This window comes from Lentzea sp. NPDC102401 (assembly GCF_044765805.1).
GTDB lineage: Bacteria > Actinomycetota > Actinomycetes > Mycobacteriales > Pseudonocardiaceae > Lentzea > Lentzea sokolovensis.
On record NZ_JBIWKS010000017.1, the window covers coordinates 37,982 to 61,004 of the forward strand.

Annotated in this window: 18 protein-coding genes and 1 pseudogene; 14 read left to right on the top strand and 5 right to left on the bottom strand. The window is 68.5% G+C overall.

What is annotated here, in order from left to right; all coding sequences use genetic code 11:
- Positions 1-494: 494 nt before the first annotated feature.
- The 5 genes and pseudogenes from ACIRG5_RS41390 to ACIRG5_RS41410 all read left to right on the top strand — a co-directional run.
- Positions 495-911 (top strand): annotated as a pseudogene (locus ACIRG5_RS41390) (SDR family NAD(P)-dependent oxidoreductase); the annotation flags it as partial.
- Positions 912-934: 23 nt separating this feature from the next.
- Positions 935-1,738 carry a hypothetical protein gene (locus ACIRG5_RS41395; RefSeq protein ID WP_402915702.1) on the top strand — a complete coding sequence of 268 codons (804 nt, stop codon included), beginning with the start codon at positions 935-937 and terminating at the stop codon, positions 1,736-1,738.
- A 27-nt stretch (positions 1,739-1,765) separates the two neighbouring features.
- Positions 1,766-1,903: a hypothetical protein gene (locus ACIRG5_RS41400; protein ID WP_402915705.1), complete on the top strand. Its 138-nt coding sequence runs from the start codon at positions 1,766-1,768 to the stop codon at positions 1,901-1,903.
- 114 nt (positions 1,904-2,017) lie between these two features.
- Entirely contained in the window at positions 2,018-2,353 is a 336-nt protein-coding gene (locus ACIRG5_RS41405) for an Imm1 family immunity protein (protein WP_402915708.1), read from the top strand.
- Between the two features lie 2,358 nt (positions 2,354-4,711).
- On the top strand, positions 4,712-5,140 hold the full coding sequence (locus ACIRG5_RS41410) for a hypothetical protein (protein ID WP_402915710.1): 429 nt from the start codon (positions 4,712-4,714) through the stop codon (positions 5,138-5,140).
- A 288-nt stretch (positions 5,141-5,428) separates the two neighbouring features.
- Here the strand turns inward: ACIRG5_RS41410 and ACIRG5_RS41415 are convergent, their stop codons facing one another.
- Complete coding sequence (locus ACIRG5_RS41415; protein WP_402915712.1) at positions 5,429-5,785, bottom strand: hypothetical protein; 357 nt, start codon at positions 5,783-5,785, stop codon at positions 5,429-5,431.
- Between the two features lie 290 nt (positions 5,786-6,075).
- On the opposite strand from ACIRG5_RS41415, the gene ACIRG5_RS41420 reads away from it, so the two are divergent.
- Both ACIRG5_RS41420 and ACIRG5_RS41425 read left to right on the top strand, forming a co-directional pair.
- The gene (locus ACIRG5_RS41420) at positions 6,076-6,276 is read left to right on the top strand and encodes a hypothetical protein (RefSeq protein WP_402915714.1); all 201 of its coding nucleotides are present in this window, start codon (positions 6,076-6,078) and stop codon (positions 6,274-6,276) included.
- Between the two features lie 806 nt (positions 6,277-7,082).
- Positions 7,083-7,223, top strand: a complete 141-nt coding sequence (locus ACIRG5_RS41425; protein WP_402915716.1) for a hypothetical protein — start codon at positions 7,083-7,085, stop codon at positions 7,221-7,223.
- A 453-nt stretch (positions 7,224-7,676) separates the two neighbouring features.
- Here the strand turns inward: ACIRG5_RS41425 and ACIRG5_RS41430 are convergent, their stop codons facing one another.
- From ACIRG5_RS41430 to ACIRG5_RS41440, 3 genes are all read right to left on the bottom strand, one after another.
- Positions 7,677-9,581: a hypothetical protein gene (locus ACIRG5_RS41430; RefSeq protein WP_402915718.1), complete on the bottom strand. Its 1,905-nt coding sequence runs from the start codon at positions 9,579-9,581 to the stop codon at positions 7,677-7,679.
- Between the two features lie 158 nt (positions 9,582-9,739).
- Positions 9,740-11,947 carry a hypothetical protein gene (locus tag ACIRG5_RS41435; protein WP_402915720.1) on the bottom strand — a complete coding sequence of 736 codons (2,208 nt, stop codon included), beginning with the start codon at positions 11,945-11,947 and terminating at the stop codon, positions 9,740-9,742.
- A 94-nt stretch (positions 11,948-12,041) separates the two neighbouring features.
- Positions 12,042-12,389 (bottom strand): hypothetical protein, encoded by a 348-nt coding sequence (locus tag ACIRG5_RS41440; RefSeq protein ID WP_402915722.1) that lies wholly within the window; start codon positions 12,387-12,389, stop codon positions 12,042-12,044.
- A 707-nt stretch (positions 12,390-13,096) separates the two neighbouring features.
- On the opposite strand from ACIRG5_RS41440, the gene ACIRG5_RS41445 reads away from it, so the two are divergent.
- The 5 genes from ACIRG5_RS41445 (at position 13,097) to ACIRG5_RS41465 (ending at position 20,812) form a co-directional block, all read left to right on the top strand.
- On the top strand, positions 13,097-15,097 hold the full coding sequence (locus ACIRG5_RS41445) for a hypothetical protein (protein WP_402915724.1): 2,001 nt from the start codon (positions 13,097-13,099) through the stop codon (positions 15,095-15,097).
- The gene (locus ACIRG5_RS41450; protein WP_402915726.1) at positions 15,094-15,531 is read left to right on the top strand and encodes a hypothetical protein; all 438 of its coding nucleotides are present in this window, start codon (positions 15,094-15,096) and stop codon (positions 15,529-15,531) included. Before ACIRG5_RS41445 ends, ACIRG5_RS41450 begins: the two co-directional genes overlap by 4 nt.
- Before the next feature lie 357 nt (positions 15,532-15,888).
- On the top strand, positions 15,889-16,317 hold the full coding sequence (locus ACIRG5_RS41455) for an ABC transporter ATP-binding protein (RefSeq protein ID WP_402915728.1): 429 nt from the start codon (positions 15,889-15,891) through the stop codon (positions 16,315-16,317).
- Entirely contained in the window at positions 16,314-18,623 is a 2,310-nt protein-coding gene (locus ACIRG5_RS41460; RefSeq protein WP_402915730.1) for an FtsX-like permease family protein, read from the top strand. Before ACIRG5_RS41455 ends, ACIRG5_RS41460 begins: the two co-directional genes overlap by 4 nt.
- A gap of 11 nt (positions 18,624-18,634) precedes the next feature.
- Positions 18,635-20,812, top strand: a complete 2,178-nt coding sequence (locus ACIRG5_RS41465; protein ID WP_402915732.1) for a penicillin acylase family protein — start codon at positions 18,635-18,637, stop codon at positions 20,810-20,812.
- 44 nt (positions 20,813-20,856) lie between these two features.
- On the opposite strand, the gene ACIRG5_RS41470 is transcribed toward ACIRG5_RS41465, so the two are convergent.
- Entirely contained in the window at positions 20,857-21,645 is a 789-nt protein-coding gene (locus ACIRG5_RS41470) for a crotonase/enoyl-CoA hydratase family protein (protein WP_402915734.1), read from the bottom strand.
- Between the two features lie 55 nt (positions 21,646-21,700).
- Here ACIRG5_RS41470 and ACIRG5_RS41475 point away from each other — a divergent pair, with 55 nt between their 5' ends.
- Both ACIRG5_RS41475 and ACIRG5_RS41480 read left to right on the top strand, forming a co-directional pair.
- On the top strand, positions 21,701-22,300 hold the full coding sequence (locus ACIRG5_RS41475) for a sulfite oxidase-like oxidoreductase (protein WP_402915736.1): 600 nt from the start codon (positions 21,701-21,703) through the stop codon (positions 22,298-22,300).
- Complete coding sequence (locus ACIRG5_RS41480) at positions 22,270-23,010, top strand: ferredoxin reductase (protein WP_402915738.1); 741 nt, start codon at positions 22,270-22,272, stop codon at positions 23,008-23,010. Before ACIRG5_RS41475 ends, ACIRG5_RS41480 begins: the two co-directional genes overlap by 31 nt.
- Positions 23,011-23,023: the final 13 nt, after the last annotated feature.

Below are 23,023 nucleotides of genomic sequence, written 5' to 3' on the forward strand. Positions count from 1 at the left end.
AGGGCACCATCCTGCGCAAGATCGTTGTGCGGAGGGCCGAACCTCGGGGAGGGCACCATCCTGCGCAAGATCGTTGTGCGGAGGGCCGAACCTCGGGGAGGGCACCATCCTGCGCAAGATCGTTGTGCGGAGGGCCGAACCTCGGGCGGGAGTACCAAAGGATGGGAACGGGGTTGACCAGCAATTTTCGGTCGGAACTCTGATGATCGAGTGCCAGTTCGAGCTGTTCTAGTCGATGCGTTGCTTCGTGTGGGCGGATCGAGCGGTCCGCCCACACTGGGGTTGCGGCTGCGGTGTCTGGAGCGCAGTGCACGTATCACCAGCATCGGGCACAACAGATTCGCGCCGAGCGAAGGCATGTCGGGTGCGCGACGTGTGGCGGACTACTTCGGTTATGAAGGCGTCACCGGGGTGTCGGTATGGCGTGAGACCGCCCAGCTTGCCAAGAGGCGCAGTGCGTCGTCGCCGGGAGAGCCTGCTGGGCGGGGTTCCTCGGCGCGGAGTTCACTTCGGCGTATGCGGCGGCGAAGTTCGGCCTCGAAGGGTGGATGGAGTCCCTTGCACCGGAGGTCGCGCCGTTCGGGATCCGCACCATGATCGTCGAGCCCGGTTTCTTCCGCACCGACCTGCTCACGCCGGAGTCGACCAGCTACGCCGAGTCGAGCGTCGACGACTACGCCGAGCGCACGAAGCAGACCGTGGCCACGTGGAGGGGTATGAACGGACTGCAGGGCGGCGACCCGGCGAAGCTCGCCGCCGCCCTGGTGCAGCTCATCGGTTCCGTCGAGCCGCCGGTGCGTTGGGTTGCCGGCGCCGATGCGGTCGGTGCCCTGGAGCAGAAGGCGAAGACCCTGCTGGAGCAGGCCGGTGCCCACCGGGAGCTGTCCTCGTCGCTGGCCCACGACGCCTGAGCACCACCGCATGCCGCTTCGTCGTGCTGTTCCTCGGCGGCAGCAACCTCATCGTCGCGCTCGCCGGAGTGGGGCTGTGGGGTGTTGGACCCGCCGGCGCGGTCGTCGTCTACTGGCAAGCCATCTTGCTCACCGGCTCCCGCGCGCCCGAGACGGCGACCAGTATCCCGGCCGACTACTCCGCGCCGCACCTCCGGGCCGCGCAGGTGCACCTGAACGGTGTGCGGCTGTCCGGACCGGACCAGCTGCACGTGCCGGCGCTGCGCAACATCGGCGTGGACACCACTTCTCCCGACCACCTGCGCGGTGTGTTGGAGCACCTGGGTTTCGTGGACCTGCCCGAGTCGGTCGTGCTCGACGAAGACGCAACCACGTCCACAGTGGACGCCGTGACCACATGCTTCGACTTCGACTTCGACTTCGACGTTGCGCGTTGGCTCTCAACGGACCTGGTGATCGGCGACCGGGCGCGCATCGCGATGGAGATCGGGCCGGCAGATCCGCGTGCACCGCAACTGCGCACGTGCACGCTGTGGCTGGACGGCGCCATCGCGACTCCATACGACAACACGGTGTACGTGCCACAGTTCGCGCACTCGCTGCGGACGGACGTCGGCCACTACTGGGCGGGACGATCACCGGACTTCGCGTGCTGGGGTCCCACGACCGACGATCTGTCCGCTGAGCTGCACCCGGACGGCACGCTCGCGTACCGGCTGCGCTCGCAGATCGACGGCGTCGGCGACCGCGAAGGAGCGGTGCAGTTGAGCATCGACGAGATCATCGCGGTTCTGGAGGAGACCGCCGACGAGCTGGACAGGCCGTGAGGTCACGGTCGTGAGTACGATCGGGCGGTGGATCGAGCGGCAGCGGGTGGGATGGCTCACGCGCAGGTGATGGCTCACTGCGGAGCGGACTTCGCGGCAGCCGTGCATTACGTGACCTGCGCCATCGCCGCCGAGCCGGAGCCCTACGCGGTCGTCGCCGAGTGATGGTGTGACAGGGCGTTCGAGCTAGGTCAGGTCCTCCAGAGCGCTCCCTCCCTGCAGAACGCGGTCGCGCAGTCGTACGTCAGCTTTCTCGAGAGTGATGTGGATTCCGCCACGATGACGATCGGGTCGATTGGCACCCACACCGAAACCGGTCCTGACGGCATGTCCCCACAGTATAGAAGCTTGATCGAAGAGTGGCGTCGAGCACCCGCAGCGGGAACGCGGCCGCGGCGACCGGACCTCACCCTCGAGCGGCGCTCCTGGGTGACGTCGTCGCAGGAGGTCGTCCCAGACGACGTGCCGACCCACTACGTCGATTCGGCGAACGAGACTGAGTTCCCGCGCAACGCAATCATCCCGAAAGACCTTGCGGCCACGGCGTTGATCGAGTTCGCTGAGACCGGCGTGCGGTCGGAATCCGTTCAGTGGCAACCGTTCGACACGTACTGACTGGGCCTCAAAAAGCGCGCTGATCAGCGCGCAGACGGTGCAGAGGAACGCGTCCACATCCCACGCCGTCAGCACCCCGCGCTCTTCAGGCCGGGCGCGTGGCGCTGTCAGATCGCGCGTGCATCGTTGGATATTCAGTCAGCAAGCGATTTCGTCCTCGAGCGGCTCGGGTTCGTTGGCGTTCATCCGGTCGGCGCGATCACCGTGCAGGACGCGGAGCTTCGTCGGCTTGGCTGCCGGGCCGCGCTCGCCTGCCGACACCATCTCGCAGGCAGGGCTTCCAGCGCGACGCGACAACGAGAGAGGCCCGCGTGGCCGACGATCGCCTCGTCGTTGAGCCCCTCCGGCAACGAGGGGACGAGCTCGTGGGCCATCGCCGTCGCATCAGTTGCACGACACCGCAAGGCGGGTCTTGAGGAGGTTGCCACCGCGCTGCAGGCTTTGACTGGTGAGCCGCACCCGCTGGCGTTGCCTGGGTCGCGGACGGTCGAGGCGTGCACCCGCTGCAGGAGCCGAGCGGAGATCGGCACGGGATCGCGGTGCGGTCTCAGCGTGCCGGCCGTTTGTCGGGACGGGGAGCAGGTATCCAGAGAACCTGGGGCGGCTCCTGCCGCAGACCATGTGCCGCCCTCGGAGGAGGGCACACAACTGCGGTCTACCGGCAAAGGTTGACTTAGGAGGCGCTGCTACCCTCACCGACGTCCAACGTCCCCGTTTAAACGGGGAATAGGGCAAAGAGAAAGGCGGGTGCCGCAGTGCGACACCCGCCAGGGCGGTCAGTTCGCGCTAGCGTCCAAGCACAACGCGAATGACCTTCAGCACCAGCTCGGTTGCCCACGTCGGCACCGGGCTGGTGCCATCTTTGGGCAAGCACATAACTGCCGCCTCTGCCGACCTCAGCAGCAGCACCAGCCAGGCCGGTTTTCTACCTCGCAAACCCATCTGCATCTCCCATCCGCCGCCGCGTCTGCGCCGGCTTCCCCGCCAGAACAGGCCAAGCGGCCAAGGCTTCGGAAGGTGCTGCTGGTCTCGCGAGCAAAAATTTACCGGACGAGTTTCTGTCGCCACTCGGGGGGTTGGGTTTCGCCGGGGCGTGTCGGAAATCCGAGACGCTGCGCCCCATCGAGCGCCCCTGCCGCTGCGGCAAAGTGACGTCAGTTTTGGCGACAAAACGGCCTGCGAGACCAAGCCGGTCGCACCATGGACGGCCTGCCTCGGTGAGGCGTCCACACTCACCGCCTCTTAGGTCAGAAGCGCGGTCATGCCCGCTGACCTGGGAATATTCGTCAGGCAGGGTGTGATGTAATTGCACCCCCCGAATGGATGAATGTGAATCCCTTCGGGGAATGGCGCATGTTAGCCGTTGGCGCGTCAGCTGTTGCTGACTCAGTAACGTTACGACGTAATCGTTACTGAAGGACCCGGCTTCGCACTGAAGGACTTGGCTTCGCACTGAAGGGCGGAACAACCCTGTGAATAGGTGTGTTAATGCGATGATGTGATTCATCTCAGCAACCGCCAACGTCTTGCGGCGCGGCAGGTCAGCGGGCCGAGAGGGCGCCATCGCTCCCTGGAACGGCAGCTCACGAGCAGGGCGGCTACCTCCTGGATAGCGCGTCGCATCCGGGTCCAACCTGCTCCGCCGAGATCCTGCCTGCCGTGTCTGCGAGCACCGCCGCGCGGTTGGGGTCGACCACATTCAGCCCGGTGACAACCACGACGAGTCGAACCTGAAGGGCATTTGCGCCGAGTGCCACGCAATCCAGAGCGCACGCGAAGGCGGAAGAGCGTCAGCGGCGCGACGAAGTTCTGCCCACCGCCAGACGAACCACATCCAGGCCTGCGGTAAAGCACGTTGGCCGACGATTAAGGTGCACCCCGTACAGGTGAAGATTCGTCTTCTCGCTCCGCTCGCCGATCACCCGATCGGCGGAGTGCTCGACCGCGACGAGTTCGGGGTGGGTTGGCAGATCACAGCCCGGCTTGCCCAGGCCGACGAGGTCGAGCCCGATGCCGACGACGTTCCCGACGATCGGGCTGACGACGCGGAGTGCCTAGAGCAGTCCTCGGCGCCTCGGACTCGCACCCGCCCTGGGCTTGCTCGACGGTCGCGACGACCTGCGGGCGGAGAGAAGCGGCGGAGACCAAGTCGTCGGCCGCCCCTTCGAGCTCACGCGACGCGCTCTGCACCTGGTTCGCGACGGTGCGGACGCTGCGCTGCTGTGCGGTGGAGAACTCGGCGTCTACGGCCGTCGTGGGTGCGGTCACGGATATCACCACCAGGTCACCCGGTCGAGGCCATGCCGTGCCGGACCGGCTCCGAGGTCGCAGAATCAGCGGGTGAAGGCTGACGACCGCGTGTTGCTGATCGACCTGGAGAACGCCGTGGGCACGATCCACGTGCGCCCGCGCATCCTGCGGGCGAAGGTTCACGCGCTGTTGCAGGCTGCCGGGTCGGTGCATCACGCTCTGGCCAGCTACGCCCAAGCCGATCCGGCAGGGGACACGGTGGTGAGCGTGCTCGGCGTTGCGGCCTGGCGGGTGGCACAGCACGACAACGCCGCCGAGCACGCGCTAATCAGCCACGCCCGCTACGCCTACCAGCAGGGTTGCCGCACGTTCACGGTCGCCTCAGCGGACCGTGCGTTCACCGCGCTGGCGGACCTCGGCATGTTCGACGTGCTCGCATGGGAGGGACAGCAGGTCGCGGCGAAGCTTGAAGACCGCGCGCAGAATGTCATCCGCGTGGCGCGGTCGGCGGCTACCGAGCTGGTACCGGTTCGATGAACTGCACGGCGGGCGACGGGAGCATCTGGCCGCCGAGCTACCCGGCCGGACGACGCGGCGAGGAGATCGACGGGGTCGCGGGCTCTAGTCGACGTGGCTCGGGGATGGACTTCGCCCGAACTCGGCGGACTGGTCGGCGTCCGCGACGCGCGGATTCGCAGCCTTTCAGGGGTTGGGACGATCATGATCCGGGCTGAGCGGTCACCGAGTCGGTGTGGTGGCCGCTGATCATCGGCGTGGTCATGCGGGGTGCCGCCGCCGGCGTGACGGCCTGGGCAACAGCGGCGGCTAGGTCCAGATCGAGAACGCTCCGCGCGGCACCGGAACGGGCGGACGCCAGAGCTTCAGCTCATCGGCGGTGAAGTACAGGCCGCCACCGTCGTGCGCGAGGGTGCGCGTGTGCCCGCCGATCGCCTCTTCCTCCAACCCCTCGGGCGGAGCGGCGAACGCCCGCAGGACGACGGCGCTGACCACGCCCACCGCCGTGGCGGGCGGCGGGTCGGGCATCGACGGGACGAGCGTGTACGCCATCGCCGAGGCGTCCGCGTACAGGATTGTGACGCGGGCGCGCTCGGTCGGCGTGAACTCGTGCTCGGTGCGGGCTTGGACGTCGTCGGCTGTGGCCAGCGGGGCAGGGGCAGACATGGCACCACCGCGCAAACTCAAGGGCTGGTTTCAGCCGTAGTTGTCCACAGGTGGCGAGTTATCCACAGATCAGTGATCGAGTCCGCCGCCGTGTGCGGTCTGCCTCAACACTGCGAAGCGTTGAAGGGCATGCGCAGGCGTCCGCTTTTCGTCTGGCAGGATTGGGCGTGGGGAGCTTCGAGGTCGCCTTCTTATGCGTAGACGCATCGTTACGATGCGAACGCGTAGGGTGATTGCCGCAGCTCCATCCCCTTCAACTTCTGTTGCGTTGGGTTGAAGGGATCGTGCCCATGTGGGCCTGGTTGGTCGGCGGCTATGCCGTTGTGCTGGCGTTGCTCATCGGCTTCGCCGGGTTTGTGGCGTCCTGGGTGGACGATGAGAAGAAGCGCGCGGATGCGTTCAAGGTCCTCAAGCTGGTGCTGGTGGCCGTCACTGGCACGAGTGGCCTTTTCGCCGCGGCGATGGCCCTGCATCAGGCGGGCCTGATGTGACGACTACCAGCAGCGGATCAGCTCGGCCGGTGTCGGGTGCGGTCACGCAAGAGACCTCCTCGGGTCACGGAGTGGCAGGGGGAACGCCATAGGGAATCTGTGGCGTGCGAAGGGACGCCGCAGGGCTGAGCGCGCGGCGGATCAACAGGCCGGCGAACAGTCGCGCGGCGCGGGGAAGCCCCGTGCCACCATCCGTAGTGCTGTCGATCACCGCGCGCGGCGGGCGGTCGAATCCGGACGGCGAACGGTAGGCGGGAATTTCGGCAATAGCCGGTGGCAGAAGGGGGTTTGACCCACAAAAAACGCCGTCTGGAAACCGGGCTTGAACAGGTGGTGCGAGTCGTTCGGCGGCCTTGCTGCCCCAGAAACACCCCCCATGCGGAGGGGGTGTCTGACCTGCGAAAACGCCCGTTTTTGCTTCGGTGGAGCTGATCGGGGGGACCGATATCCGCGCGGCGGCTCGCCGTAAGACTTCCACCGGTGGGCGCTGTGACGTCTCGTTCCGCTTTGGACTGCGATTAGGTAGGGATCGAGCCCCGGCAGTTCGGCGCGTTCAATGGCTTGAACAGCGCAAACGGCCCCCTTCTGACAAAGGAGGCCGTTCGCGACCTTCGCCGGGGTTGTTCCTACAGGTGCGGCGTGGACCCGATTTGAGACCCGGCCACGCTGCACCGCCCATCCGACGAAGGAGATCTACCGCCTTGACCGTAGGACGCAGACCAAGCGACCCGCCACCCCAAGCGGGTGAGGCCCCCGCTCCGGTCGGTGAACGGCATGAATCCAGTCCACAAAATTGGGCGGGGCTGATGGGCCAAGCCATCGCCAACTGGCCCGCCACCCTGCGACTGGCCGCACTCATCGCGCTGGTCGTCGTGCTGGTGTTCGGCGCGTTGTGGCTGGTGCCGCTCAATCTCACGCTCGGCCCGATCGAGATCGGCCAGTTGTAACAGCGCAGGCAGCAGCGGGCGGCGGGCTCTTGACCCGCCGCCCACTCAGCGAGCCGCGCCGCAGGTCAACAGGCCGGACCGGCGCGGGCGCCCCGAACTCGACAGAGTCGGGTTAGCGATCGTGGAGGCCAAAGCCGCCGCGCTCGTTCCGCTGGCCGCCACGGGCATGCACCATGTGCTGCCGCGACGCTCGGCCTCGTGCCCTGCCTATGTTGCGCCCTCACAAGCGAGCCGCCGAAGCCGGGCTGGTGGAGGCGGCTGTTTACCGGCGGCGTGGCAGTGCCGCTCTCCACAATCGAGTCAGAGGGCCTGGTAAACGAATGCCGACGAGGCGACTCGCACCCGTTCGCGGATCGACCTTCTTGTGCAGCCGCACGGTTGGTGCAAGCCAGGCTCGCCAGCAAGGTTCTGACGTATCAGTGTCACCAAGGATGGCCTGCAGCCAGGCGTGCCTCACCCGCGCCGGAGCTCAAACCACGCTGCGGCAGCTGCGGCAGCGATGCGCTGCCAACAATTGCGGGCCGGCCGTGCACCGACCGGGTTCGCCAGGGCGGCTTTGACGGTCGCCGCGTCGCGGCGGGCGGCAGGTTCGGGCGCGATCAGAGCGAGGACCGCCAGTGCGCGGATCGCGGCCGCGGCGTTGAGAGCGTCGATGTCGTGGGTGAACCCGTGCGCGGTTAGGTTGCGCACGTTGGAGCCGTCACCGAGCAGGAAGGTGCGTAGGAAGCGTTCCCAGTCGGGGTCGAAGCCGTTGTCCGCGAGATAGGACAGCAGGACGCCCAGACCGGGAAATGTACCGGTAGCGTCACCGACCGCCGCCCGGTAGACCGGCTCGTTGAGCTCGAGCAGCAGCGCCCGCGCGGCGGCTTCGACCTTGGGCACGGCCAGGTGCACGGCCGAGTCGTACTCGGCGAGCCAGAAGTGCTGCATCGCGGTGGCGAGCACGTTCATCAGCGCGGGGTCGCCGCCGGAGCCAAGCAGAAAGTCCTTGATGTCGGCGCGCGACGGGATCCCGAAGCGGTCGGCGATCATGTACAGGGCGTTGGCCAGGTAGATGCCGTTGATGCCGAGGTAGTGCAGCTCGGTGTGGGCGAGGTCGCGCGCGAAGATCTCGTCGTCGCCGGTGAGGGTGCGCGCCGGCATGTCGTTGTCGCGGAAGACCACCGTGGTGGCGAGGTAGCGGATCACCGAAGCCTGCTGCGTCAGCCGGGTGGTCTCCAGGTTGGTCTCGTGACGACCGGTCGGCGCGGTGGTGTGTAGCCAGATGCCCAGCGCCTCCTTCCAGGTCGGCGCCTTGTGAAAGCCGGGCAGGTACATGTCGAAGAACGACGCGGGCGCGGTGATCGAGTACCGAGTCGATTCCCAGGTCAGCGAGGGTGCCGCCTGTAGCTCGGCAATCGCGATGCGTTCCAGGTCCATGACGCCGAGCTGCCGCGCCACCGAGGCGGCCTCGTTGAACCGCGCACGGATGACCATCGGTTCGGTGGCGGCGCGTGCCTCGTTCAGCATCGTCTCGATGAGCCGCCGGTTGACGGTGTCGATCCGAGTGCTGTCTCCAGGGGCCCGCTTCCGCACGATGGCGGCAAGGTCTCTGAGGACATGCGTCTGCGGGTAGGTCTCCAAGGCGCGGTTGAGCACGGCGTCGACCGCGGGATCGATCGCGTCTGGCTTGCGGCCTCGGGGCGGCGTGACCAGCGCGCACAGCATCGGAATGACCGCGTAGGGGTACTCGTCGCGGTCGACCAGGTCGCCAGCCACGCAGAGCATGACTTCGGTGATCTCCTGCTCCAGCGCCGTGGCTCCCACTGAACGGGCCAGCGTCCAGGCACGGACCAGGCCGTAGGCCTGGGCTTGAGCGTTCTGGCTGCCTCCGACGCCGTCGAGGTAGGCGCGTGCCGCCAGCTCGGCGGCCTGGCGGCTGTTGGGCATCAGGCGCAGCGTGAACACGATGTCGTAGAACCGGGCCCGCGCTACGGGATGGGTGACCTCGCCGGCGAGCGCCAGCCATGCCTCCCGCACGTCGCTGGAGGCGTCGCGCATCGCGATCGGAAGCAACGCCGGACCGTCCATCGGCGCCAAGGCCGCCCCGGCCTGCGGGATCTCTTCGCCGTGCAGCGTGTAGAGGAACGCATTCACCAGCACGTTGACCACAGACCGATCCAATGGAGGGTCGTTGCGCTCGGCCAGCAGCTGCACACGCCAGCCCGCGTCGTGCGGATCGCCGACGTCTCGGGCAGCGGCGTCGGCCAGCTTCGCCATCACCGGCACGAGAGCAGGATCGTGCTGATACGGCTGCGCCGGCCTGCTCGCATCGATCGGCGGAACGGCTGCTGACGGCTCGGGATCGGGCTCGGTCACGTTCGGTCTCCATCACAGTGGCAAGACCGATCAGTCAACCAGTTGGCAGCGGGCGCTCAAACCGAGTTATACGCGAAACCAACAGGACCGATTCCGTCGATTGCGGATACCGAGGCCTTGTCGAGCTGTCTGTGAGACGCCGGGGCTGCGGCGCAAGATCATCGCTGCTCAGCGAGCTGGTCGTGGATCATGGCGTGCTGAAAGCGGTAGCGGGTTCCTGATGCGCGAAGGATTCCGCGTTCGCGGGCGTTCTCCAGCGCCTCACTCAAGCTGCGATCAGGGGTCGGTATCCGGCGTGCCAGCACCAGGCTCCATAGGCACCACCGGCTCCAGGCCATGCCGGGTATCCGTCGTTGCACTCTTATGGAGAGAAGGAGGGTCAGTACCAGCATCCACGAGAACTCAGACCACTGTCCCAGCGTCGCGCAGTACAAGGCGGTGTAGGCGAGGGGGAGAGGGAAGTGAGCGAGCAGCGCCAGGCCGTCCGCGCCCAGCGCGTCGAGAGGTTCAACAACTTGGCCGTCGTCCAAGGGTTCGGTAAGGCTGTGCCGGCCGAACACGCTCAGGGCAGCGAAGAGAAGGATGAGGACCACTAGACCCACCACAGTTTCTAGCCTGAGTTGCGCGGTGTTCTGGGGTGAGAACACAAAAAAAAAGCTCATGATCAACCCCATGCTGACTGCGCTCCCGGCGCCACCGAGGACCCGTCGCAGCTTAATCCTCAAACGGAACGGCGTGGCTTCGTCGACCTGGCGGTAGGCGAGTCCCAGGATCACGTAGCCGACCAGAACGGCCGTCCACACCAAGCAACCAGCCAGCACGTCCGCACGTGAACCGCTCCAGTCGACCAGCTGACCGAAACCGGCCGCGAGCACCGCAGCACCTCCGCCAACCACGAAGGCCACCGCGAATCCGCGCAAGCGACCCCAAGCCGCAGGTATCAGCGGTCCGCTCACATCCAGATGCCGCGATCCGCGCCGAGCAAGATAGCGGGCGAGGCCGACGAGCCAGGCGAGGCTGTCGTCCCGCCTGTACGCGGCATCGATCAGGTGACGTTGCACAGCGTCCGCTGTACTCAGGGCCAGCAGCTCGTCGGGGTCGGAATCAATGCGGGCGTAGGCAGTACGTGCCAAGCCGCTCACCAGGGGCGACGCCAGCGCCTCGCGCAGCGGCCCCTGCTCGCTCAGCCGCGTCGTCACACGAGCCCACCGGCCGTCGACGTCGGCGATGCCCGCTGTCAGGTGTGTGACGATTTCTGTGAGAGGCAAGGGAGCCAAACGCACCACGAGTGCTCGAGCAACCGTCACGCCGGTGGCGCGGATCGCCTTCTCGTACGCCTCCGGCGAACTCGTCAGCACGAACGGGCGGCTCCAGGTCCGCACCTCGTTGATCACAGCCTCCCGCAGGGGCGCGGGCATCTCGTCGAGACCGTCGAGCACCGGCACGAGTTTGCCGTGTTCGACGAGCCGGGAGGTGACGACGCTGGCGGCTGCCACCGACAGTTCTGCAGGCAGGACTGCCCTCAGTCTGTTGATCATGTGATCGTCCAGGCTGCGGACATCGGGATCCCACTCGGCCAGATCGACGATGAGCGGAACTCGGCCCGCCTTGAGCATGTGCAGGGAAAGCAGCAGCACTGTGGACGTTTTGCCGGACCCTTCTTCGCCTAGGACTACCACTTGCCGAGATGGCAGGGCATCGACGACCCCGGCAAGGGTGGTCACGTCTCCGCGCAGCCGCAGTGCGGTGCGCCTAGCGCCTGGCAGCCGGCCCAGAACCACGTCCGGAGCGGCGGCAGTCGGCCCGTCCACCGACGACCACGGCACCCGCAGAGGTTCGGGAAACACCAACCCGCGGACTGTCGCCTCCTGTCGAACATGCGCAAACACACGCTCCGCAAGAGTCCCCACGGCGGAGACTGCTATCTCGTCGTCGACATGGCCCTGTGGTCTTGACGTGGCCCATGTCAGCGCCAGCGTGATGGCACCGACCAGGCAGCTGACGATGCTGGCAACCTTGTCCCCGACATCCAGCGCGTCGAGAGCGAGACCAATCCCGAGTACGACTGCCGTCAACGCGAAGAACAACACCCACGGCCACCAGAGCGCGCGTCGAGAACTCACCTGCCGCCCTTCCGCATGTTCAGAGCGGCCGATCGTAGCGAGAGGCAGAAAGACGATAGGGAAGGCGTCGACCTCGGCCCAATCCACGCGAAAGCGGAAGAGCGACAGCGGGGCGACGCAGTTCTGCAGGGCATTGCCCGTCCCGCGTCCGACACCCACCTCGGTGGCGCGGTGCGGAACGGCGAGATCGTTCGCGAGTCGCCGCCCGCACGAGGTGGCGCGCCACGGCCGTGCGCTGTTCACCGGTCGCGCATGCCCTGTATGCATGCATGCCCCGGACGCGCGCCGCGCGCCACGACCGGCCGGCACGCCATGAAGCGAGACCCTCCGCGCGTTGTCAGGTCGAGAACGCGACAAGGGCGGCCAGGGTTTCCGAGCGGATCTGGTTCTGCTGATCTGTCTTCAGCTCGTCCCACGAGAACCCGCGAGAATGGGCCACGGATACTGTTGCCTTCTCCAGCCGCCGAGCCCAGTGGGCGGCCTGCTGCGCGCCGTCCTCTTCCTGTGTGACCACGTCCGGGTGGGTCCCGTGAAGCAGCCACTCGGCAAGCCTCAGGATGTGGTCGACGGGGGTCTCCCTTCCCAGAAGGGTGCGTGCGTCCGAGAACGCCAGATACCGCAGATCTTTGGAGACGGACATAACAGCGTAAACCTTCCTGTGAGGCGACCGGGTCCATGGCGGCACGGCCGGGAAAGTGTGCCCAACTGATCAACATGACGGCCGCGCGGGCCCGGAATTCACGGGTTCGAGCACCGTCCCTGTCGCCACTCTCGTCGGCCGGACCACTGGCCCTTCCGCACACCGTGGCGACGCTGTGCGCTTGGACGATCACCGCTGACGACCCCAGCGAACAGGCTCGTCCTGTCCGCTCTCGCCCGGCGGCCGACGTCAGGGTGGCGTCTGCGATGCTCGCAGACGGGCCCGGTGCGTTAGATCCAGACTTCTGCTGGTGATCATGGCGCGCCACACCACGGTCCGGCAGGACGCAGAGCCCACGCCGTGCGCGGGTCGTTCGCGGCCGTGAACCAGCCCGTTCACGGCCGCGACTAGACGCCTGTGCCCGACGTGGCCTACGTTTCCTTCCGACGATCGCCTTGTCGGGCAGCACCACCGTGTCCTCATAGGAGGAGGCGGGCGGGCACACCAGGTGGGACCGCTTCCGACGACGTACCTCTGCCGGAGCACCCTCTGGATCCCCTCGGGTCGGCCATGTGCAGGCATCGCTCCACGCCTCACAAGGTCCATCGGGGGCCGTACGGGCAACGGAGGTCGCCGCAGCCCGCGGGTTCGTTCCCGAACCCAGGTGTCACGGGACCACCGTGACACGGCACCGCCAGTGCGGTGGTGTCGACCGGACGCCTGTCCGGGCCTGCACCGAAGGGAACACGTTGGTGGAAATCACCGACCTTGAACGCACCGAACCCGCAGTCGGTCTGCCGATCTCCGCATTCGACTGGATCCCGACTCCCGCCGCGCACAGCGCGGTCACGAAGGCCTACGAGTCGGCCCGCAAAGCCGGGCTCGCGGACGACATGGCGTTGGTGCTCGCCGAGGCGGCAATGGACCCCGCACGGCTGCGGGCCGACCTCGGTAATCCCAAGCAGCGGCACTTCGACGGCTGCACGATCACCTACATCACGACCGACCTGTGGTCGCCTAGTGTCGTGCCAAGCCTGGAGAACGTGCGTTTCGAGGACACCCGCGGTCACTGGCTGTCGGCCCCGGACACGAAGCTGTTGCCGCGCTTCGGCTCGGCGGAGGACGCCGCCGTGCTGACCCTGGCCGCGGACAGCCCGGAGCACGTCGTTGATGTGGTGTCCCCGCTCGTCGTGAAGGCGCTCGCGTCCAACGAGAAGGTCAAGACGATTCCGCTGCGCGGGGTCGAGGAACCGGTCATGCTCGCGTTCGCCAGGGTGGCCTTCCGTGACCAGGATCCGGTCACCGTGCTGGAGCCGGTCGACGGTTTCTGCCGCGTCGCACAGACACACGACACCCTTGGCGTCCGGCTGCGCGACGCCCTGGTCACCTTTAACGTCAGGCCCGCCGAGCGGGCGACCCTGATCAAGACGGTCCTGGGCAAGGGCCGCGACGCCGTCGCCGATCCGGACGACGACGAGGCCGCCGCGAAGAAGAAGGCCGTGGCCAGGGCGCGGTTGCGCAGCCTGGTACTGCAGCAGGCGGTCGTGATCATCGGGTTCGAAGGGCCCGACCACGTACCGTTCGACCAGGCTCGCCGGCGGCTCGTCGGCCGGTTGCACCTGTCGCCGCCCCTAGGCTTCACACCTGAGGCCGTGTACAGCGCGAAGGCCCGCGCGGCCGTGGACGCGCTCGCCGCGCGCGGCCGGCTGCCTCAGGTAAACGGCCTGAGCATCAACCAGGTCGAGTACGCCCTGCTGGGCGACGCCACCACGCCGGTGCCTGCCGACGGTGCGCCACGACTGCATACGGACGAACTCGCCGCGCTCGCGCTGCGGACGATGAGGCCGCGTGCGGAGGCCGCTAACAACGACGTGCGGTACGCCCTTCGAGACCTGACCGGGCAACTGCCCACGGCACCCGAGCGGTTGCAGGTCGCCGCAGAGATCGGCCTGCGCGCCGCTCCTGGCATCACCGCGACCGTCGCCCAGCGGGCGGCCCTGGCACGCGCGTGGGAGGTCGGCGCGTTCAGCGGCCCGTCCTGGGCCGTCACGCGCCGCCCGGTCACCGAGCTCCTCGAGGAGGCACTGGAGGAGCACACGAAGGTGCGCCGCGGGACCATGAAGGTCGGCCCCGCCATCACTGAGTTGGCCGCGCTCGCGTCGTGGTACCTCGTGACCGCGGACCCACATCCGCTCGCCCGCTCGGGCTTCGGCACTAAGCGGACCGCGGCCCGCGGCGAGAAGGACAACCGGGAGCCGAACACGCTGCTGCGGGCGATGATGCAGGACACGGACGGCATCAAACAGCTCGCCCAGGTCGTCTACGACGGGCGGGCGGGACGCGTGCTCAAGGTGCTGCCGCGCGGCGGGCGCCCGCTCGACATCCACCGAGCCGAGGCTCCGAATCTCGACGAAGGGGCGCTGCGCCACTCCGTCTCACCCGCCGCCCGGTCGAGCGGTGGCACCGACGGCGCGCAGCACCGCACGGCCGAGGACGACTGGACCGACGCGCAGACGGTCGTCCAGGAAGCCGCCGCCGAATTCCACCGTGCGGTACGCGCGCTGTGCGAAGTCAAGACCTCCAGCGGGCAGAACTTCGCGACCACCGTCGGCTTCCGCGACCAGGACATCAACGACCACCTGGCCAACACGCAGAAGTTGCTGCACGGACTCGACTTTCAGCGCGACAGGTACCTGGAAACGCAGGGCATCGAGCGCGCCTTGGCCGACCAGAACGACGAGGGCACGGCGTGAAGCTCACGCCCGGCACGGAAATCGAGCTGTACCACCGGCTCGCCGACTGCGTCGGTGACACCCTGCTGTCACAGCGCTGGCCGACCCGCCGACTGATCGTCGACGTGCTGACCGCACCCGGCGACGAGCGCTCGGCGGTCTACGTGGTGATCGGCGGCTCTGGCGACGTGCTCTACGTAGGCAGCGTGTGCCGAGCGGCACCCGGCGCGGTCGCCACCCGGCTCCGCGAGCACCTGGCGGAGGGACACAAGGCCGCCTCCTGGGACAGCGTGTGGACGCTCCCGATCCACCTGGAGGGTTCCCAGGAACAGGTACGGCTGGCGGAGGGCCGGGTGGCGACCTTGACAGGTAGACCGCCCCACTGCCGGGCTGTGCCGAACCGCCCACCCCCGTCGCGCGGACAAACACCGGCTCTGCCCGCGTCAACTCCGTAACCAACGAATGGGGCCCTCGGTCGTGGCCAGCGTTAGCCACGACCCGGGTCCTAAGCGGATAGATGCGTCTCCGGGCGCGGGCGCAGGTACTCGCTACAGCAATCCAGCTTGATGCGGGCGGATCGCGGCGGCGATGACACCGCTGCCGCCGAGGACCGCGGTGAGCACGATCTTGAGCATGGTCACGGCGCGCTCGGGGTCGGTTGTAATGAGGCCACCGCCGCCGCAGCGGCAGGTTTTCGTGGTGGGTCCCGCGTGACGTATCCCGTGTTAGGTGATCGCTCGCTGTTACTGCTAGCCTCCCGAACATGACTTCCCGTATTCAGATGAATACGGGATCTGTCCCGGGTTTGAGTGTTGGAATTCCAGTTCTTCAACCTGCTGGACGACCTGTCGGCGCTCGACAACGTCGCCCTCGCCGCCCAGCTGACCGGCATGAAAGCGAGTCAGGCCCGCGCACGCGCCCTGGAGTTGTTCGGCGAGCTCGGCATCTCCAGCCGCAGGAACATCTACCCGGCGCAGCTCAGCGGCGGCGAACGGCAGCGCGTCGCGGTGGCGCGGGCGTTGATGAACCGCCCCGCGCTGCTGCTCGCCGACGAACCGACCGGCGCCCTCGACAGCAGGTCCGGCGAGCAGGTCATGGACCTGCTGCTCGACCTCAACCAGATCGGCCAGACCCTGCTGCTCGTCACCCACGACGAACGCCTCGCCACCCGGTGCGCCACCAGGGTGATCGAGGTCGTCGACGGCCGGATCGCCCGCGAGCACAGCATGGAGCGGGCATGAGCGCGGTGTGGTCGGCGTCCTGGGCGGCGGTCCGGCGACGCAAGCTGCAGACGATCGTGATCGGTGTCGTGGTGTGCGCGGCGAGTGCGACGCTCGTGATGGCGCTCGGCCTGCTGGACGCGTCCGCCGCGCCGTTCGACCGGGCCTTCGCCACCCAGCAGGGCGCGCACGTGGCCGCGGCCTTCGACCCGGCGAAGGTGACCGAGGCCCAGCTGAAGCAGGCAACCGGAAGCACCGCGTCGGCAGGGCCGTTCCCACAGGCCACTGTGGACACTTCGACCGGGGAGGTCTTCCTCGGCGCGCTCACCGTGGTGGGACGGGCGGACCCCGGTGGCCAGGTCGACCGCGTCTCGGTGTGGAAGGGCAGATGGGCCACCGGGTCCGGCGAGATCGTCCTGAACCGCACGCCGGGATCCGTCGGCCGGATGGACGTCGGCTTCGAACTGCGGCTGCCAGGACTTCCGGTGCTGAAGGTCGTCGGATTCGCCCACTCGGTGACGGGATCCGCCGACGCGTGGGTGATTCCCGGGCAGATCGGAGCGCTGCGACCGAACGCGCTGCAGATGCTCTACCGGTTCACGCAGGCCGACACCGCGGCCGGCGTGGCGGCGTTCACCGCGCGGTTGCCACAGGACGGGCTGCTCGGTACGCTGTCGCACCTCACCGTCAAGGACAAGGCGACGTCCGAGCTCGGCGTGTTCATCCCGTTCCTGCTGATCTTCGGGATCCTCGGGCTCGCCGTGGCGGTGCTGATCGTCGCCAACGTCGTGAGCGGCGCCGTCGTCGCGGGCCTGCGGCACATCGGGATGCTCAAGGCGATCGGCTTCACCCCGAACCAGGTCATGGCCGTCTACCTGGTGATGGTCTCGATCCCGGCGTTCGCGGGCTGCGCGCTCGGCACGGTCGCGGGCAACCTCGTCGCCAAACCGATCGTGCAGGACGCGGTCGAGGGCTTCGGCGTCGACGAGCTGAGCTTCGCGCCGTGGGTGAACATCATCGCGGCGCTCGGCATGCCGTTGCTGGTGGCGTCGGCCGCCCTCGTTCCGGCACTTCGAGCGCGAAGGCTTCCGGCGGCACGGGCGATCAGCGCGGGCATCACCGCGCACACCGGAAGGGCGTTGCGCGTTCAGCGCTGGTTGGGAGGCACGCGGCTGCCGCGGTCGATCAGTCTCGGCCTCGGGATGCCGTTCGCCCGCACCGGCCGCAGCGCGTTGACGCTGGCCTCGGTCGTGCTCGGCGTCATGACCGTGACCCTCGCGGTCGGCGTGACCCTGTCGATGACGGCCTACAACGACGCCGTCCGGCCCCACTTCACCGACCGCGTCGAGCTGATGGCCGGATCACCGCCGGGCATGCCCGGCGTTCGTCCGGAAGGTGTGGAGGTGCCCGCCGCGACACTGGGTGACGCCGAGGACGAGTCGATGCTGCGCTCCCTGCCCGGCACGACAGCGGTTCTCGCCTCCACCCAGCTCGACGCCGAGGTCGCGGGCGGCACCCAGAAGGCCACGATCCTGTTCTACCGCGGGGACACCGCCGCGGTCGGCCCGCGCGTGCTCACCGGGCACTGGCCGGACGGGCCGGGGCAGGTCGTGGTGCCGTCGAGGTTCCTCAACCAGCGCGGGCTCGCCGTCGGTGACACGATCACCGTGCAGGCGAGGGGAAACCGGACGCAGATGAAGATCGTCGGTGTCGTGCTGACGAACAACGCCGACGAGATCTTCGCCGACTGGTCCACTGTGGACCTGCTCGAACCCGGTGCCCGTGCTGACACCTACCTGGTGCAGATGGCCGCCGGTACCGACCGCGGCACCTACACCACCGCGGTGAAGGCCGCGGATCCCGGACTGCGCGTCCTGCCGCCCCGCGACGGCACGTCGTCGACCGCGGTGATCATCATCAGCGCCGCCGTCGTGCTGACGCTGGTACTGGGCGCCGTCGCCGCACTCGGGGTGTTCAACACCGTGGTCCTCAACGCCCGTGAACGGCGCCGTGACCTCGGCATGCTCAAGTCGATCGGCATGACCCCGCGTCAGGTCACCGTGCTGCTCGTGACGTCCATGGGCACGTTGGGCGTGCTCGGCGGACTGATCGGCGTGCCCGTCGGCATCGGCGTGCACCAGCTGGTCGTGCCCGCCATGGCCCACGCCGGCCAGGCCGACGCCGTCGACATCCTCATGAACGTCTACCACGCGCCGTTGCTCGCACTGCTGGCCCTCACCGGCGTCGTCATCGCCGTGCTGGGCGCGGTCGTGCCGGCCAGGGGAGCGGCGCGTCTCTCGATCGCCACCGTCCTGCACAACGAATAGGGGGGTCACGAATGCGCAGGTTAATCGCGTTGTCGCTTGTGGCGGCAGGGGTTCTGGCCACGAGCCTGCCCGCCGTCGCCGACAGCGGCACGGTGATCAGACGAACGTCCTACGGCATCCCGCACGTGCTCGCGCACGACTACCGCGGCGTCGGTCAGGGACTCGGCTACGCGTTCGCCGAGGACAACGCCTGCGTCATGGCGGAGATCGTCGTGACGCTGTCCGCCGAACGGTCGCGCTGGTTCGGGCAGGACAACCTGGCCAGCGACCTCTACTACCAGCGCCTCAACCAGTCCGCGGTGGTCGAACGGCAGCTCGGCGGACAGTCGAAGCAGGCGCGCGACCTCGTGCGCGGCTACGTCGCCGGCTTCAACCGCTACCTCGCCCAGAACGGCACGCCCGAAGCGTGCCGGAACTGGGCGCGGCCGATCACCGAGATCGACGTGTGGCGGCGCGTCCACCAGGTCGCCGGGCTGACCGGCGGCGAAAGCTTCCAGGAGCAGCTCGTGTCGGCCCAGCCACCAGGAATCGCACTCGCGGCACCCGCGCGCGTCGAGAAGGAAGGCCCTGCCAGCAACGGCATCGCGCTCGGCGGGCAGGCCACCGCGACCGGTTCCGGCATGGTGCTGGGCAACCCGCACTTCGACTGGGCCGACACCTGGCGCTTCTACCAGCACCACCTCACGATCCCCGGCGAGCTGAACGTCAGCGGCGCGGGACTGTTCGGCGTGCCGGTGGTCAACATCGGCCACAACGACCGGCTCGGCTGGACCCACACGGCGTCCGAAGCGCAGACGATCACGCTCTCGAAGCTGACCCTCGTCCCCGGCGACCCGACCAGCTACCTCGTCGACGGCCAGGCACACCGCATGATCGCCGAACAGGTCACCGCCGGCGGCACCACGAGAACCCTCTACCGCACCCCGGACGGCCCGGTGGTCGAGGACGACCGTACGCTGCAGTGGACGGACACCACCGCGTTCGTGCTGCGCGACGCGAACCTGGGCAACCTGCAGATCATCGACCAGTGGCTCGCCATCGCCCGCGCCCGCAGCGTGCCCGACCTGCACCAGGCACTCGTCCGCCACCAGGCACTGCCGTGGGTCAACACCCTCGCCTCGGACGCCACCGGCACCGCCTACTTCGGTGACGTCCAGGTCGTCCCGCACGTCACCGACGAGCAGCGCGCCCGGTGCCGCGCCGACGTGCCCATCGGCCTGGTGGTCCTCGACGGCAGCCGGTCGGACTGCGGCTGGGGCACCGACCCCGACGCCGTGACGCCGGGCAGGTTCGGCCCTCGTCGGTTGCCCACGCTGATCCGGCGCGACCACGTCAGCAACATGAACGACAGCGCGTGGCTGGCGAACCCCGCCGCACCGCTGACCGGTTACCCGTCCATCGTCGGCGACGTCGGCACCGAACGGTCCGCGCGCACCCGCCTGGGCCTGGACATGATCGGCACCAACACCTTCACACTGTCCACTCTGGAACAGGCGATGTTCGGCAACCGCAACCTCACCGCCGAGCAGGGCCGAGCCGCGGTCGTCGCGATGTGCCAGGCCAACCCGACCCTGCCCGCGAACGACGGCCGGCCCGTCGACGTCCGCGCGGCCTGCTCGGCCCTGGCGGCCTGGCCCGGCACCGGAGACACCGGCTCAGCAAGCCGGGGCGCCTACTTCTGGCGTTCGTTCGTCGCGCTGACCGGCAGGCCGGGGACGAACCTGTGGCAGGTGCCGTTCGACCCGGCCGACCCCGTCCACACCCCGCGCGGCATCAACGCGAGCGACCCCGGCGTCCAACGGGCCTTCGCGGACGCGGTCCGGCTGTTCGGAGACGCCGGTGTCGCGGTGGACGTGCCGCTCGACGCCGTCCAGCAGTACGAGGGCGTCCCGATCCACGGCTGCCGCGGCCCGGAAGGCTGTTTCAACGTCATCTCGGTGCCCGGCCCGCCCCGTCCGGGACTCGCTCCGGAGATCTCGCACGGCTCCAGCTTCGTCATGGCGGTCGAGCTGACGAGGAACGGCCCGCGGATGAGCTCGATGCTGATCTACGGCCAGTCCGCTGACCCGGCCTCCCCGCACCACACCGACCAGGCACGGCTCTACGCGAAGAAGCAGTGGGTGAAGGGCGAGTTCACCGAACGGGAGATCGCCCGCAACGCCGACCTGACGATCCGTCACCTCCGCTGATCGCCCGCACCTCCGGTCCGGCGCCGGACCGGAGGTGCCGGACCTCACCGTTCGCCGCCTTCGTCAGCGAACTTCCCGTGCCGTCCGGCGCCGCCCGCGAACCGGGCGGCGCCGGCCACTCCTTCCCGAGCCACGATCGGCACCCCGGCCGCCCCTTCCGCCCGCAACGCCTCGGCCAGCGGCAGATCGAGCCCGCCGTAGGTCGAGGCCCTATCGGCCAGCACGCAGTCAAACGGGAACCCGGCGATCTGCTCGGCCAGCTCCAGCGCGGCCGCCACCGCCTCACCGGGCTCGACCACCCGGTTGGCCAGCCCGATCGCCAACGCCTCCTCGGCGTGCACCGGACGTCCGGTGAGGATCAGGTCCAACGCCCGCCCCAGCCCCACGATCCGTGGCAGCCGCACGGTGCCACCGTCGATCAACGGCACACCCCACCGCCGGCAGAACACCCCGAACACCGCGTCGCTCTCGACCACCCGCAGGTCGGCCAGCAGCGCGAGCTCCAGACCGCCCGCCACCGCGTAGCCGCTGACCGCCGCGATCACCGGCTTGCTCAGCTCGAGCCGGGTCGGCCCCATCGGGCCGGCGCCGCCACCGGAGGGATCGAGCTCGTTGCGCCGGGCGGGATCCCCGACAACGCTCAGGTCGGCGCCCGCGCAGAACGTCCCGCCCTCGCCCGCGAGCACCGCGACCCGTTGCGAAGGGTCTGCCTCGAACGCGAGGAACGCGTCCCGCAGCTCAGCGGCCATCGGGCCGTCGACCGCGTTGCGCCGGTCCGGGCGATTCATCCGGATCAGCGTCGTGGTGCCGGTGATCTCCACGTGGATGTCCATGTGACCTCCGTGATCAGCAGTGGCGTTCGGCGCGCCGCTGGCGTCTACTGACACGATGCCAATCGTCTCTCCCGGTTTCGCCGGGCGACGCCAGTCACCGGACGTGCAGCTGCCGCCCGGTCAGTACCTGGCAGAGGACTTCCCGGTCCTCACGGCGGGCCCGACGCCGCGAGTGACCACCGACCGCTGGCAGTTCACGATCAACACCGAGGCCGGTCAGCGTTACGACTGGTCGTGGCAGCAGCTGATGGACCTGCCCGCGGAGAAGATCACCAAGGACATCCACTGCGTCACCAAGTGGTCGAAGCTCGGCACCCGCTGGAAGGGCGTCTCGCTGGACGTCCTGCTGGAGGACGTCGAGACGGCGGCGGACTTCGCGCTCGTCCAGTCCTACGGCGGCTACACCACGAACCTGCCGCTGGAAGACCTGATCGACGGCCAGGCGTGGATCGCGTACCGCTACGACGGCGACGAGCTCACGCCCGAGCACGGTGGCCCGGCGCGGCTGCTGGTGCCGCACCTGTACTTCTGGAAGTCGGCGAAGTGGGTCCGCGGGATCCAGTTGCTGCTCGAGGACGAACCCGGCTTCTGGGAAAGCGCGGGCTACCACGACTACGGAGACCCATGGCGCGAGCAGCGGTATCAGGGCGACTGACCTGGCGGGTGGCCTCGGTGGCCGAGTCCACCGACATCACCAAGAGCGCGCGCGGCCTCGTGTTCGACGTGCCCGGCTGGCCCGGTCATCTGCCGGGGCAGCACGTCGACGTCCGGCTGACCGCCGAGGACGGCTACTCGGTGCAGCGCAGCTACTCGATCTCCTCCGCGCCGGACGGGGAGCGGGTCGAGTTGAGCGTCCAGCGGGTCGCCGACGGCGAGGTGTCGCCGTACCTGTGCGACGTGCTCTCGCCCGGTGACCAGATCGAGCTGCGCGGCCCGGTCGGCGGCTGGTTCGTGTGGCGTGCGGCCGATCAGGCGCCGGTGACGCTCGTGGCGGGCGGATCGGGCATCGCGCCGTTGATGGCGATGATCCGCACGCGGGCCGCGGAGGGCAGCCGGGTGCCGTTCCGGCTGATCTACTCGGTGCGCACGCCCGAGGACGTCTACTACGCCGACGAACTGCGCCGCCGTGCCCGTGAGGACGCCGGCCTCGACGTCCACCTCGTGTACACCCGGCAAGCCCCGGAAGGCTCGCCCGAGCCACCGAAACGCCTCGGCCTGGCCACCCTGAACACCCACGCCTGGCCGGCCGACTTCACCCCGAACGTCTTCGTGTGCGGGCCGACCGGGTTCGTCGAGACGGTGTCCGACATCTTCGTGGCGCTCGGCCACGACCCCCGCCGCGTCCGCACCGAACGCTTCGGCTGACAGGAGAGCACCG

Coding starts and splice junctions, on each gene's coding strand:
- ACIRG5_RS41405 (WP_402915708.1), top strand. CDS start 2,018: ATGACGATCGGGTCGATTGGCACCCACACCGAAACCGGTCCTGACGGC.
- ACIRG5_RS41415 (WP_402915712.1), bottom strand. CDS start 5,785: ATGTCTGCCCCTGCCCCGCTGGCCACAGCCGACGACGTCCAAGCCCGC.
- ACIRG5_RS41420 (WP_402915714.1), top strand. CDS start 6,076: ATGTGGGCCTGGTTGGTCGGCGGCTATGCCGTTGTGCTGGCGTTGCTC.
- ACIRG5_RS41425 (WP_402915716.1), top strand. CDS start 7,083: ATGGGCCAAGCCATCGCCAACTGGCCCGCCACCCTGCGACTGGCCGCA.
- ACIRG5_RS41460 (WP_402915730.1), top strand. CDS start 16,314: ATGAGCGCGGTGTGGTCGGCGTCCTGGGCGGCGGTCCGGCGACGCAAG.
- ACIRG5_RS41465 (WP_402915732.1), top strand. CDS start 18,635: ATGCGCAGGTTAATCGCGTTGTCGCTTGTGGCGGCAGGGGTTCTGGCC.
- ACIRG5_RS41470 (WP_402915734.1), bottom strand. CDS start 21,645: ATGGACATCCACGTGGAGATCACCGGCACCACGACGCTGATCCGGATG.
- ACIRG5_RS41475 (WP_402915736.1), top strand. CDS start 21,701: ATGCCAATCGTCTCTCCCGGTTTCGCCGGGCGACGCCAGTCACCGGAC.
- ACIRG5_RS41480 (WP_402915738.1), top strand. CDS start 22,270: ATGGCGCGAGCAGCGGTATCAGGGCGACTGACCTGGCGGGTGGCCTCG.